At 71.2% G+C, this 11880-nt stretch carries 13 protein-coding genes, 1 tRNA gene and 1 riboswitch; of the genes, 8 read left to right on the top strand and 6 right to left on the bottom strand.

The annotated features are described in order from the left end of the window. Positions 1–13: 13 nt before the first annotated feature. Positions 14–98, top strand: a riboswitch (ZMP/ZTP riboswitch). 96 nt (positions 99–194) lie between these two features. From glyA to DEJ01_RS09505, 3 genes are all read left to right on the top strand, one after another. Further along, the gene (gene glyA, locus DEJ01_RS09515; RefSeq protein WP_111039038.1) at positions 195–1472 is read left to right on the top strand and encodes a serine hydroxymethyltransferase; all 1278 of its coding nucleotides are present in this window, start codon (positions 195–197) and stop codon (positions 1470–1472) included. Next, on the top strand, positions 1469–2404 hold the full coding sequence (locus DEJ01_RS09510) for a tetrahydrofolate dehydrogenase/cyclohydrolase catalytic domain-containing protein (protein ID WP_111054099.1): 936 nt from the start codon (positions 1469–1471) through the stop codon (positions 2402–2404). The genes glyA and DEJ01_RS09510 overlap by 4 nt, the downstream gene beginning before the upstream one ends. Before the next feature lie 131 nt (positions 2405–2535). Continuing rightward, positions 2536–2985, top strand: a complete 450-nt coding sequence (locus DEJ01_RS09505) for a hypothetical protein (protein WP_111092804.1) — start codon at positions 2536–2538, stop codon at positions 2983–2985. Between the two features lie 143 nt (positions 2986–3128). Here DEJ01_RS09505 and galK read toward each other — a convergent pair whose 3' ends face one another. Together galK and galT are read right to left on the bottom strand one after the other, a co-directional pair. Further along, positions 3129–4268 carry a galactokinase gene (galK, locus tag DEJ01_RS09500; protein ID WP_111092803.1) on the bottom strand — a complete coding sequence of 380 codons (1140 nt, stop codon included), beginning with the start codon at positions 4266–4268 and terminating at the stop codon, positions 3129–3131. After that, positions 4265–5362: a galactose-1-phosphate uridylyltransferase gene (gene galT, locus DEJ01_RS09495; protein ID WP_071404710.1), complete on the bottom strand. Its 1098-nt coding sequence runs from the start codon at positions 5360–5362 to the stop codon at positions 4265–4267. The genes galK and galT overlap by 4 nt, the downstream gene beginning before the upstream one ends. A 64-nt stretch (positions 5363–5426) precedes the next feature. Between galT and DEJ01_RS09490 the strand changes: the two genes are divergently transcribed. Further along, positions 5427–6281: a DeoR/GlpR family DNA-binding transcription regulator gene (locus DEJ01_RS09490; protein WP_110863128.1), complete on the top strand. Its 855-nt coding sequence runs from the start codon at positions 5427–5429 to the stop codon at positions 6279–6281. Continuing rightward, positions 6278–7210 (top strand): aldose 1-epimerase family protein, encoded by a 933-nt coding sequence (locus DEJ01_RS09485; RefSeq protein ID WP_111029050.1) that lies wholly within the window; start codon positions 6278–6280, stop codon positions 7208–7210. Before DEJ01_RS09490 ends, DEJ01_RS09485 begins: the two co-directional genes overlap by 4 nt. 87 nt (positions 7211–7297) lie before the next feature. Here the strand turns inward: DEJ01_RS09485 and DEJ01_RS09480 are convergent, their stop codons facing one another. The 4 genes from DEJ01_RS09480 to DEJ01_RS17905 all read right to left on the bottom strand — a co-directional run bounded on the left by DEJ01_RS09480 (position 7298) and on the right by DEJ01_RS17905 (position 9008). Continuing rightward, a complete protein-coding gene (locus DEJ01_RS09480) occupies positions 7298–7618 on the bottom strand; it encodes a hypothetical protein (protein ID WP_027466636.1) in 321 nt (106 codons plus the stop codon). 176 nt (positions 7619–7794) lie between these two features. Beyond that, the gene (locus DEJ01_RS09475; RefSeq protein ID WP_181438403.1) at positions 7795–8631 is read right to left on the bottom strand and encodes an SGNH/GDSL hydrolase family protein; all 837 of its coding nucleotides are present in this window, start codon (positions 8629–8631) and stop codon (positions 7795–7797) included. 89 nt (positions 8632–8720) lie between these two features. Next, positions 8721–8793: transfer RNA gene (locus DEJ01_RS09470), tRNA-Lys, on the bottom strand. Between the two features lie 53 nt (positions 8794–8846). Further along, positions 8847–9008 (bottom strand): hypothetical protein, encoded by a 162-nt coding sequence (locus DEJ01_RS17905; protein ID WP_017888098.1) that lies wholly within the window; start codon positions 9006–9008, stop codon positions 8847–8849. Positions 9009–9135: 127 nt separating this feature from the next. On the opposite strand from DEJ01_RS17905, the gene DEJ01_RS09465 reads away from it, so the two are divergent. From DEJ01_RS09465 to DEJ01_RS09455, 3 genes are all read left to right on the top strand, one after another. Further along, on the top strand, positions 9136–9765 hold the full coding sequence (locus DEJ01_RS09465) for a hypothetical protein (RefSeq protein WP_027466634.1): 630 nt from the start codon (positions 9136–9138) through the stop codon (positions 9763–9765). Between the two features lie 543 nt (positions 9766–10308). Beyond that, on the top strand, positions 10309–10908 hold the full coding sequence (gene sigK / locus DEJ01_RS09460) for an ECF RNA polymerase sigma factor SigK (protein ID WP_027466633.1): 600 nt from the start codon (positions 10309–10311) through the stop codon (positions 10906–10908). After that, positions 10905–11780: an anti-sigma factor domain-containing protein gene (locus tag DEJ01_RS09455; protein ID WP_111054095.1), complete on the top strand. Its 876-nt coding sequence runs from the start codon at positions 10905–10907 to the stop codon at positions 11778–11780. The genes sigK and DEJ01_RS09455 overlap by 4 nt, the downstream gene beginning before the upstream one ends. Positions 11781–11880: the final 100 nt, after the last annotated feature.

Raw genomic sequence — 11880 nt, 5'->3', positions numbered from 1 at the left:
TGGCTCGGTACGATCGTCAGGTCGCGACTGGCGTTGGATGGGTCACCATCGGGGAGCGACAAAGACACGGTGCGCGGCCGTACGCCTGGGCTGCACCGACCGACCGTCCGAGTGCGACCAGCTGGTCGTCCGCACACCGTAGGAGTCCCGTGTCCATTGCCGATCTGCCCCCGTTCGTCTCCGAGGAGGCCGAGGTGGCCGAGCAGGCCGCCGCCCGCGCCGCCTTCAACGCCCCGCTCGCCGAGGTCGACCCCGAGATCGCCGCCGTCCTGCAGCAGGAGCTCGGCCGCCAGCGCGACACCCTCGAGATGATCGCGTCCGAGAACTTCGTGCCGCGCGCCGTGCTCGAGTCGCAGGGCTCCGTGCTCACCAACAAGTACGCCGAGGGCTACCCGGGCAAGCGCTACTACGGCGGCTGCGAGTACGTCGACGTCGCCGAGCAGCTCGCCATCGACCGTGCCAAGGCGCTCTTCGGTGCCGAGTACGCGAACGTGCAGCCGCACTCCGGCGCGACCGCGAACGCGGCCGTCCTGCATGCCATCGCCTCGGCCGGCGACACCATCCTCGGCCTCGAGCTCGCGCACGGCGGTCACCTGACCCACGGCATGAAGCTCAACTTCTCCGGCCGCATCTACAACGCAGTGGCGTACGGCGTCGACCCCGAGACGTTCGAGGTCGACTACGACGACATCCGCGCGAAGGCCATCGAGCACCAGCCGAAGGTCCTGATCGCCGGCTGGTCCGCGTACCCCCGCCAGCTCGACTTCGCGAAGTTCCGCGAGATCGCGGACGAGGTCGGCGCGAAGCTCTGGGTCGACATGGCGCACTTCGCCGGCCTCGTCGCCGCCGGGCTGCACCCGTCCCCGGTCCCGCACGCCCACGTCGTCTCGTCGACGGTCCACAAGACCCTCGGTGGCCCCCGCTCGGGCATCATCCTGTCGAACGACGAGACCCTGTTCAAGAAGCTGAACTCCGCGGTCTTCCCGGGCCAGCAGGGCGGCCCGCTCATGCACGTGATCGCCGCGAAGGCCACCGCGTTCCTGCTCGCCGGCACCCCTGAGTTCAAGGACCGTCAGGAGCGCACGATCCGCGGCGCCCAGGCCCTCGCCGCCCGTCTGACCGCCGACGACGCCAAGGCCGCGGGCATCGACGTGCTCACCGGCGGCACCGACGTGCACCTGGTGCTCGTCGACCTGCGCGCGTCCGAGGTCGACGGCAAGCAGGCCGAAGACCTGCTGCACGAGGTCGGCATCACCGTGAACCGCAACTCCGTGCCGTTCGACCCGCGCCCGCCGATGGTCACCTCGGGTGTCCGCATCGGCACCTCGGCGCTGGCGACCCGCGGCTTCGGCGACGCCGAGTTCACCGAGGTGGCCGACATCATCGCGCTGACCCTCATGCCGAACCCGGACGTCGCAGCGCTCTCGGCCCGCGTGAAGGTCCTGACCGACGCGTTCCCGCTCTACGCGTGAGCGGTTCGGTCAGCGCGGCGCTCCCGCGCGAGCTCTGGGCCGGTGAAGGGAGTGCCGTCCGCATCGACGGCACGGCCCTCGCCGCCCGGACGCTCGACGAACTCCGGGGCCGGATCGACCGCCTGCACGAGCACGGCATCCGTCCGGGCCTCGGCACGATCATGGTCGGCTCGAACCCCGGCTCGATGTCCTACGTCGCGGGCAAGCACCGCGACTCGGCGTCGATCGGGCTCGACTCGCACCGCATCGACCTGCCCGAGACGGCGTCCGCTGCCGACATCCGCGCCGCGATCCTGCAGATGAACGACGACCCCCGGGTCACCGCCTTCATCGTGCAGCTCCCGCTGCCGCAGGGCATCGACCCGACGCCGATGCTCGAGCTCATGGACCCGTCGAAGGACGCCGACGGCCTGCACCCGACGAACCTCGGCGAGCTCGTGCTCGCCGTGCCCGGTGGTGCCGGCACGATCGACGCACCGCTGCCCTGCACACCGCGGGGCATCGTCGCGATGCTCGACGCGTACGAGATCCCGATCCGTGGCGCGCACGTCACGATCATCGGTCAGGGGCTGACCGTCGGACGGCCGCTCGGCCTGCTGCTCACGCGGCTCGAGGCGACCGCGACCCTGACGCACTCGCTGACCGCCGACGTCGCCGCGGAGTGCCGTCGCGCCGACATCATCGTCGCCGCGGCCGGGGTCGCCGGGCTCGTCAAGCCGGACTGGGTCCAGCCCGGTGCCGCCGTCATCGACGTGGGGATCACCCGCGTGGTCAACGAGGAGACCGGCAAGGCGAAGCTGCACGGCGACGTCGACCCCGCGGTCGCGTCGGTCGCGGGCTTCCTGTCGCCGACACCCGGTGGCGTCGGGCCGATGACCCGCGCGATGCTCATGAAGAACGTCGTCGAGGCCGCCGAGCGCCAGCTGAAGTAGCGCGCGGTCGCGCGCGGCGTGCGCTCGCGTGCTGGTCGCGTGGCGATGGTGAGCAGCAATGGTCGGGTGGCGTCATCGCACCCGACCATTGCTGCTCACGAAGTGCACTCCGCCGGTGCTACGGTCGCGGCATGGGGGACGAACGACTGCAGGCGACGCCGGTGATGCGAGCCCGGCCCGAGCCGTCGCAATTGACCAAGGACGCCCGGTGGCTGATCGTCATCGTGGCGATCTGCGTGCTGTTCCAGGCACCGGGTTCGAGCTGGGCGACGACCTTCGTGCACGCCGGCCAGGAGTACACGTTCACGTCGGGCCCCTGGTCCGGATGGACGCTCGCGACGGTGGGGTTCGCGGTCGCCGGGTTCGTCGTCGCGATCGCCCGCCGAGGTGCAGCCCGGTTCGACGAGCACACCGTGATGGGCCTGACCCTGGCTGCCGTGCTCGGGACCACCGTCGTGGTGTGGCTGCTCATGCCGGCGCAGACCGCGTGGGTTGAGTGGGCCGTGGAGCACGGTCGGACGCACCCGTTCGTGCTCGGGAACGTCGTGGAGCATGTCCGGTACGCGGACTACCTCGGCTGAGCAGACGGGGGCGCGCGGCGGTCGGGGCTGTCGGGGTGCTGCCGTTCTTTCGCGCTGAGCGACAGTCCACGGGCTGATCGCCGCGTGAGCTGTCGCTGAGCGCGAAACGTCGAGCGCGCGAGCGACCGCGCGCGCCGCAGCCGTCAGTCGCGCCGGGCGCCCTGCGCGGCGTGCACCGTGAACACGTTCGGCTCGCGGAACCCGGCGTCGGCGAAGGCGGCGGTGACGGCGGCGGTGATCGCCCCGCGTGACTCCTGGTCGACCAGCGCGATCGCCGCACCGCCGAACCCACCACCGGTCATGCGCGCACCGACGGCACCGTGCTCGACGGCGGTCGCGACGGCCAGGTCGAGCTCCGGCACGGAGATCTCGAAGTCGTCGCGCATCGACTCGTGCGACGCGACGAGCAGGGAACCGATCGCCCGGGGGCCCTGTTCGCGCAGTGTGCGGACGGTGTCGAGGACGCGCTGGTCCTCGGTCACGATGTGCCGGACCCGGCGGAAGGTCTCGTCGTCCAGGAGCTCCTGCGCACGAGGCAGGTCCTCGACGCTGACGTCACGCAGTGCCTCGACGCCGAGCACCTGGGCACCCTTCTCGCACGAGGCCCGACGAGCCGCGTAGCCACCGGTCGCGTGGGCGTGTTCGACGCGGGTGTCGATCACCAGGACCTCGAGCCCGTTCGCCTCGAGCGCCAGGTCGACGACGGCGGTGTCGAGCGTGCGGCAGTCGAGGAACACGACGGCGTCCTGCTCGCCGAGCAGCGAGGCGGACTGGTCCATGATCCCGGTGGGGGCACCGACGGCGTGGTTCTCCGAGTACTGCCCGACCCGCGCCAGGGTCTTCCGGTCGAGGCCGAGTTCCCACAGGTCGTTGAAGGCCAGCGCGACACCGCACTCGATCGCCGCACTGGACGACAGGCCCGCACCGACCGGCACGTCGGACTCGATGAAGACGTCGAACCCGGTCTTGTCGTCCAGATCGGCACCGGCCTGCTCGCGCAGGGCCCAGGCGATCCCGAAGACGTAGGCCGACCAACCGTCCATGGCCTCGGGCGACAGGTCGTCGAGGGACAGCGCCATCGGCTCGCTCGAGGCGTCGAAGGCGGAGGCGACGCGGATCGTCCGGTCGTCACGCTGCGCGATGGAGGCGGTGGTGCGACGGTCGATCGCGAAGGGCAGCACGTAGCCGTCGTTGTAGTCGGTGTGCTCACCGATCAGGTTGACGCGACCCGGCGCGGAGTACCGCACCGTCGGCTCGTACCCGTAGACCTGCTGGAACGTCATGCGCGCTCGACTCCCTGTCGGATGAACTCGGCCGCCTTCTCGGGCACGAGGTCCCCGATCCAGGCGCCCATGGCGGCTTCGCTGCCGGCCAGGAACTTCAACTTGTCCGCCGCACGTCGCGGCGAGGTGATCTGCAGCATCAGCCGCACGGTGTCGCGGGCGGTGTGCACCGGTGCCTGGTGCCACGCGGCGATGTACGGCGTCGGGTCGCCGTAGAGCGCGTCGAGCCCACGCGTGAGCCGGAGGTGCATGTGGGCCAGCTCGTCCTTCTCGGCGTCGGTCAGGCCGGCGAAGTCGGGGACGTGCCGGTGCGGCAGCATGTGGATCTCGATGGGCCAGCGCGCGGCGAACGGGACGAAGGCGGTGAAGTGCTCGCCAGCGAGGACGACCCGCTCGGACCCCCGCTCGTTCGCGAGGTGCTGCTCGAACAGGTCCGGCCCGAATCGCTCGATGCTCGCGAGCAGGCGCTGGGTGCGCGGTGTGATGTACGGGTACGAGTAGATCTGCCCGTGCGGGTGGTGCAGCGTGACACCGATCGCCTCGCCCCGGTTCTCGAAGGGGAACACCTGCTGGATGCCCGGCATCGCGGAGAGTGCGGCGGTGCGGTCGGCCCAGGCTTCGACGACGGTGCGGGCACGCGACTCGGAGATGGAGGCGAAGGACCCGGAGGTCTCGGGCGAGAAGCACACGACCTCGCACCGGCCGACCGAGCGGAGCTGGCGGTTCAGGCCGACGTCGCTCAGGGACTCGAGCGACGCGGGAGCGTCGTCGGCTTCGAGCAGCGGGCCGAACGACGGCGAGCGGTTCTCGAACACGGCGACGTCGTAGCGGCTCGGGATCTCGGACGGGTTGGCCGGGCTCTGGGGTGCGAGCGGGTCCTGGTCGGCCGGCGGCAGGAACACCCGGTTCTGCCGGGACGCCGCGATCGAAACCCACTCGCCCGTCAGGACGTCCTGCCGCATCCGCGCCGTCTCGGGCCGCGGGTCGAGCACGCGCTCGTCGATGCTGCGTTCTGCGGGCAGCGTCGAGTCGGCGTCGTCGAAGTAGAAGAGGTCGCGGCCGTCCGCGAGCTTCGTCACGCGCTTGGTGATCACCGGAACAGCCTAGCGCCCATCCGAAGCGTTGCGAAAGACATCGGAAGCAAGCGAAACTGTGCACATGACGGACGCCGACCTCTCCTTCCTCGCCGGCGCGCTGCCCGCGCCCCTGCGGCAGGACCGCATCGTCGCGATCGTCGACGGCGCCCCTGGCATGGTCCGGACGGCCGCGTTGGCCGCGTCCCTCGGCACCAGCGAGGTGACGGTCCGCCAGGACCTCGCCGTCCTCGACCAGGAGGCCCGGATCCGCCGGGTGCACGGAGGCGCGGTCCGCCTCGGGGCCGGGTCCACCGAGCGCCCCTTCGAGGAGACCGCCGTCGAGCACCAGGTGGCCAAGGCCGCCATCGGCCGTGCGGCCGCTGCGCTGGTCCGCCCGGGGGAGTGCGTCGTCCTCGACGTCGGCACCACGCCGGCCGCCGTCGCCGAGGCCCTCGTGGCGCGCACCGAGCTCACCGGCGTCACGGTCGTCACGAACTCCCTCACCACGGCGCTCGCGCTCGAGCGAGCTGTCCCGCGCTTCACCGTGATCGTCACCGGTGGCACCCTCCGGCCCCTGCAGCACTCGCTCGTCGCCCCCTTCAACGGCGCGGTCCTGCCGATGATCGCCGCGGACCTCGTGTTCCTCGGCGGGACCGGACTCGACGTCGACCACGGCCTGACGAACGTGAACCTGCCCGAGACCGAGGCCAAGCGGATGCTCGCGGCGACGGCCCGGCGTACCGTCGTGGTCGCGGACGGGTCGAAGTTCGGCCGGGCCCACATCGGGGTCGTCCGCGCGCTCGAGGACATCGACGTCGTCGTCACCGCCGAGGCCGACGCCGCCGCGGTCGCCACGATCCGGGCGGCCGGGGCCCAGGTGATCGTCGCCGACGGCGAGCAGCACACCGAACCAGCCGGAAGGAAGAACACCCCATGACCGCAGCACCCACGGGTGGCCAGTACCGCCTCCACCACGCCGGACCCGACGGGGTCGTCGAAGCCGTGGTCACCGAGGTCGCCGCGGGCATCCGCGAACTCCGCGTCGCCGGCTTCGACATCACCGAGCCGTTCCCCGTGACCGAGCAGCCGCCGGGGGCGAACGGCATCGTCCTGGCGCCCTGGCCGAACCGCGTCGCCGGTGGTGTGTGGGAGTTCGACGGCAAGCGGCAGCAGCTCGACGTCTCGGAGCCGAAGTACGGCAACGCGTCGCACGGACTGCTCCGGTTCGCCCCGTACCGGGTGGTCTCGCAGACCGAGACGTCGATCCAGCAGGAAGCGACGATCCACCCGCAGCACGGGTGGCCCTTCACCCTCGAGACGCGCGTGCTGCACGAACTCGTCGACGACGGCATCCGTGTCACGCACGAGGTCACGAACCGTTCGGGCGTGCGCGCACCCTTCGCTGTCGGCGCGCACCCGTACCTGCGTGCCGGTGACACCCCCGCCGACGACCTGGTCGTCACGCTCGACGCCGCGACCGCCTTCACCGTCGACGAGCAGAAGGTCCCGAACGGTTCGGTGCCGGTCGAGGGCACGCCGTACGACCTGCGCCAGGGGCGACGTGCCGGGGACTCGGACCTCGACACCGCCTACACGGACGTCACCCCCGACGCCGACGGGATCCGCCGCACGACGATGCACGGGCCGGAGGGCGACGGGGTCGAGCTCTGGCAGGACGCCTCGTTCCCCTACGTGCAGGTCTTCACCTCGCGCGAGTACCCGCGGGGCGACGGGAAGGGCCTGGCGGTCGCGGTCGAACCGATGACGGCGCCCGCGAACGCCCTGAACTCGGGCGAGGGCCTGCGCTGGCTCGAGCCGGACGAGACCTGGACCGGTTCGTGGGGGATCCGCCGCGTCTGGTCCTGAGGAGTCCGGTCGGCACCACCGCTGACACGAAGAAGGCCCCGCCGGGTGTCCGGCGGGGCCTTCTGTGTTCGTGTCGGACGCCGGGCGTCAGCCGCGGCGCATCCGGAGTGCCTCGACCGCGAGGGACTCGGTCGCGTACCGGCCGACCTCGTGCGCCCACGCCGGGTCGTCGCCACGGAGCGCGATGAAGTCCTTGCGCTGCCGGCAGACGTAGCCGAGCACGGCGGTGGCCGTCGCGACCTCGATGAAGTCCTTGCGGATGTGGCGGGTCGTGACCTGGGCGTTGCGGCGGAGCGTGTCGAGCAGGAGCTCGTTGCTCATCGTCGTGTTGGTCGCTGCTGCGAGCTCGACGATGCGGCGCGCGTCACCGGTGGTGCTGGTCTGCGTGGCTTCGATGGGCTCGATCACGGTGTACCCCGTTCGTTCGTGGTGGTGCTGTGCTGCAGGATCCGGTGATCGGATCCGGGAACGACACTATCGGCGGCAGCCCAACAATCCGCTGAGGGCGGGCTGTGGTGGGCAGGGGATCTCCCATGAGCCCGCTGGGGACGGGTTGTACCCCGTTCAGGAGCAGATGGCGCCGCTCAGACGCAGCGGGCGCTGCCGACGGGTGCGCCGAGGGCGTCGAGGGACTCGCTGACGCGGTCCGCCAGGTACTGGTAGCCGGCGTCGTTCGGGTGGCCGCCGTCGACGGCGGAGTACCCCGGGCTGTTGCTCGACGTGAACCACCTGCCGGCGAGGGCGTCGATGTACGGGACACCGGCGGCGGCGGCACCCGCGGAGACCGACGCGGCGACACCGACGGTCGAGTTCGCCCACGGCAGCGGTGCTGACGGGCCGAGCGCGACGACGACGGCGTCCGGCCAGGTCTGCTGCGCCGTGTGGAGGGTCCGCTCCACCGTGGCGCGGAGGGTGTCCGAGTCGACGAGCCAGTCGTTCTGGCTTCCCTGCACGATCACGAGCTGGGGGTCGAACGCAGCGTGCCGCTCGAGGCGTGGCCCGTACGTGTAGTGCGACGAACCGGTCCGACCGGTGTCGACGTAGCCCGTGCCCGGGTACCCGTCGATCTTGGCCGTCCACCCACGGTCCTCGCTGAGGTCCTGTGCCCAGCCGCGGAGTCCGCTGGCCGAGCCCCGACCCGAGGTGTACGAGTCACCCACGATCAGGACGCGTGACCCGGGCTCGATCGCCGCGGCGACGCGGTCGGCCGAGACGCCGGGGGCAGCGACGGCCGAGGCCGAGGTCGACGAGGACACCGGCTGGCAGGCACTCGAGACGCTCGGCAGGATCAGCAGGAGTCCGGAGACCCCGAGTGCCATCGCGCCGAGGGCGAGTGCCGGCACCAGCTTCCGGCGGCGTCGGCGCATCGTCGCCGGGCCGGTGGGGGTGCCCGGCCGTTCGCGCTGCGATCGTCGGCCCATCGAGGACATTCTAGACAGGAGCTAATGGGTGGGCCCCGTGGGGCTCGAACCCACGACCCTCGGATGAAAAGCCGGCGTTCAGGAAGGTGTGGGCCCCGTGGGGCTCGAACCCACGACCCTCGGATTAAAAGTCCGGTGCTCTACCAACTGAGCTAGAGGCCCTCACCCGCAAGGCTAGCGGGTGAGGGCCTCCGAGACGGAACCGTCTGATCGGGTCAGCCCCGGCGTCCGGTGAGCGTCCGCAGCAGCCACGCGATGACCGCGATGATCAGCAGCACGATGCCGACGTAGAGCAGGAACTTGAGGCTCGCAGCGAAACCGCCGACGAACAGCAGGATGACTGCGATCACAGCCAGGATGATGAGCAGGGCGTTCATGGATGGTCCTCTCCTTCACGTGCAGGGAGGAGCGCCTCCCTGCCGCAACACGGTACGCGTGGCGCAGCGGTTGCGTTCTGGGCGAACGGGACGCGGGCGTGTCACCGACCGCGCCTACACTGCTGCGGTGCCTCGCGATCACCACCGTCCAGTCCACTTCACCGACGCCGAGTTCGCCGCCATCCAGGGCGGTGAGGACCCGGCGCTCGTGAACCGTGTCGCGCACGAGACCGCGAACGCCCTGCTGCACCGGGTGCGCGAGGACCCGGACCCCGCCGTGGTCGAGCGGCTCGTCACCTACACCGACGTGCACGGCATCGACGCCATCGCGGAACTGTGGGCGCGGGTCGGGGCACACACCCTGCCGGGGGCGCTCTGGCGGGTGTACCTGGTGCGGATCGTCATCCGACAGAACCCGGAGGAGATCGCGTACCTGTTCGAGCGGGGCACGGCGCAGATCGGCACGATCGACCAGGCGGTCGCGGGTGCCGAGGAACCGACGGGGCCGGCGGAGATCCTGACGCTCGCCGACCGCATCCTGCACGGCCTGTACACGGGCGACCTCGCGGTGGCGCTCGACCGCGGGGCGTCGTTCTGCCGTCTGACCGCCGCCGGCGCGACCGCCGTGGCGGACGAGTCCGACCTGGTGGCGTCCGAGCGCGCGAGCGAACTCACGACGCGGGCGCTCCGCCTGACGGAGCTGGCGGCCGACCTGACCGAGGCTGCGGCGCTCTGGCGCCGCGACAGCCTGGACTGAGCGAGCGGCGGGGCGGACCCGCACCGGGCCTCCAGGCCAGGGCCGCGCAGCAGCGCGATGACGCGCCAGGCCAAGGGCCGCGCAGCAGAAAACCCGGACGCGACCGCGTCCGGGCACAAAAAGACCGGGCCGCAGAAGCGCCTCTCGGCGCGAGGCCGCTCGAAGCGGCGAATTTTGGAGCCCGGGGCTTGCTGCGGCCCGGCGAGACCAAGTCTACGAGACGTCGGCTGATCACTCGACCCTGTTCACTCATGGTGGACAGAACCGGCCCCGGGCGTGCCCGCGCGCACCCCGGTGCAGGCCCGCCGCGCCCATCCCGCCGAGAAATCCCGACCCCCATCCAATCCACAGCGGGGACCGCACCGAATCATCTGCGTGACGGACGGAATGCCCGTCACGAAGCGAGAGGCCCGGTGTGACCCGGACCGGCACCGCCGGTCAATTCCCTGTGGGTCACGCCGGCCCCTCGTCTCGACCGCCCATGCGGAGGCTTCGTGCTACCCGCCTGGTCAACGAAAGCAACCGAGAGGAGGGAAACCTGCAATGCTTGCCCTCGTGGATAGCGACACCGAACGCTGGAGCTCGTCAGAGCCAGCTCAGGCATCGCCGGACGACCTCCTCGCCCGGGTCGCCGCCGGTGACCAAGCCGCCTTCGCGGACCTCTACGACGCACTCTCCGGTCGGGTCCTCGGTCTGATCACGCGCCTCCTCCGGGACCGCGCGCAGTCGGAAGAGGTCACGCAGGAGGTCTTCCTGGAGGTCTGGCAGCAGGCCACCCGCTTCGACCGGAAGCGTGGGACGGCCGCCAGCTGGGTCCTCACCATGGCCCACCGCCGAGCGGTCGACCGGGTCCGTGCCTCGCAGTCGTCGCACGACCGCGACACCAAGATCGGCATCCGCGACCTCGAGGCCGGTTTCGACCAGGTCTCCGAGTCCGTCGAGATCCGCATCGAGCACGAGCGCGTCGGCCGAGCGCTGGCGAAGCTCACCGAGTTCCAGCGGCAGGCCGTGCAACTCGCGTACTACGGCGGCTACTCGCACAGCGAGATGGCCGAACACCTCGGTGTCCCCATCGGCACCGTCAAGACCCGTCTCCGTGACGGGATGATCCGACTCCGAGACGAGATGGGGGTGACCTCATGACCGAACGCCACGACGACCCCGCACTGATGACGGGTTCCCACGCACTCGACGCGCTGTCCGACGACGAGCGCGCGCTCCTCGAGGACGCCCTCCGGACGTCCCCCGAGCTGCAGGCCGAGAACGACTCCCTGCGCGAGACCGCGCTGCAGCTCGCCTACGCCGTCGCACCGATCGAGCCCCCCGCGTCGCTGAAGGCGTCGCTGCTGGCCCGGATCGCGACGACCCCCCAGGCCGCGCCCCTCGCCGACACGACGGTCGATCAGGCCCCGGCCGCCGAGACCACCTCCGTCCAGGAGGCCCGTCCCGAGCCCGCCAGGCACGTCGCCTCGATCGCCGACGGCCCCACCGCCGGTGGCCGGGCATCGTCGGAGGCTCGCCGCCGCTGGTTCCAGCGTCCGGCGGTCATGCTGACGGCTGCAGCTGCCGTCGCCGCGGTCTTCTTCGGCGGACTCGGCGTCGGGTCGATCTTCGACCCGAACGGCTCCGGCACCGGCACCACGCAGGCCTCGAGCGGCCTCGACCGCATCTACGCCGCCTCGGACTTCCAGCGCACGACGACCAAGGTCGCGGGCGGCGGTTCGGCGACGGTCGTGTGGTCGAACGACCTCGGCAAGTCCGCGGTGATCCTCGACGGTGTCGAGCAGGCGCCGAAGGGCAAGACGTACGAGCTCTGGTACATCGGCTCCGAGGAGCAGGGCGGCACCATCAAGTCGGCCGGCCTGGTCGACGGTGCGGCTGACGGTGTGCACTCCGCCGTGCTCAAGGGCGCGATGTCCGAGGGCGCGACGATCGGGATGACGGTCGAGCCCGAGGGCGGTTCCGAGCAGCCGACCACCTCGCCGATCATGGCGGTCCCCACCACCACGGCCTGACGCATTCCGGAAGGTGCCCGTGCAGTCGATGCGCGGGCACCTTTCGTCGTTCCACGAGTCGATCGACGCGCGGACTGTCGGAACATGCGCACGCAACGTC

The sequence above is a fragment of the Curtobacterium sp. MCLR17_040 genome, assembly GCF_003234735.1.
GTDB lineage: Bacteria > Actinomycetota > Actinomycetes > Actinomycetales > Microbacteriaceae > Curtobacterium > Curtobacterium flaccumfaciens.
This window is presented reverse-complemented; position numbering and strand designations above follow the sequence as displayed.

Coding starts and splice junctions, on each gene's coding strand:
- DEJ01_RS09490 (WP_110863128.1), top strand. CDS start 5,427: ATGACGGACGCCGACCTCTCCTTCCTCGCCGGCGCGCTGCCCGCGCCC.
- DEJ01_RS09485 (WP_111029050.1), top strand. CDS start 6,278: ATGACCGCAGCACCCACGGGTGGCCAGTACCGCCTCCACCACGCCGGA.
- DEJ01_RS09455 (WP_111054095.1), top strand. CDS start 10,905: ATGACCGAACGCCACGACGACCCCGCACTGATGACGGGTTCCCACGCA.
- DEJ01_RS17905 (WP_017888098.1), bottom strand. CDS start 9,008: ATGAACGCCCTGCTCATCATCCTGGCTGTGATCGCAGTCATCCTGCTG.
- DEJ01_RS09505 (WP_111092804.1), top strand. CDS start 2,536: ATGGGGGACGAACGACTGCAGGCGACGCCGGTGATGCGAGCCCGGCCC.
- DEJ01_RS09475 (WP_181438403.1), bottom strand. CDS start 8,631: ATGGGCCGACGATCGCAGCGCGAACGGCCGGGCACCCCCACCGGCCCG.
- sigK (WP_027466633.1), top strand. CDS start 10,309: ATGCTTGCCCTCGTGGATAGCGACACCGAACGCTGGAGCTCGTCAGAG.
- galK (WP_111092803.1), bottom strand. CDS start 4,268: ATGACGTTCCAGCAGGTCTACGGGTACGAGCCGACGGTGCGGTACTCC.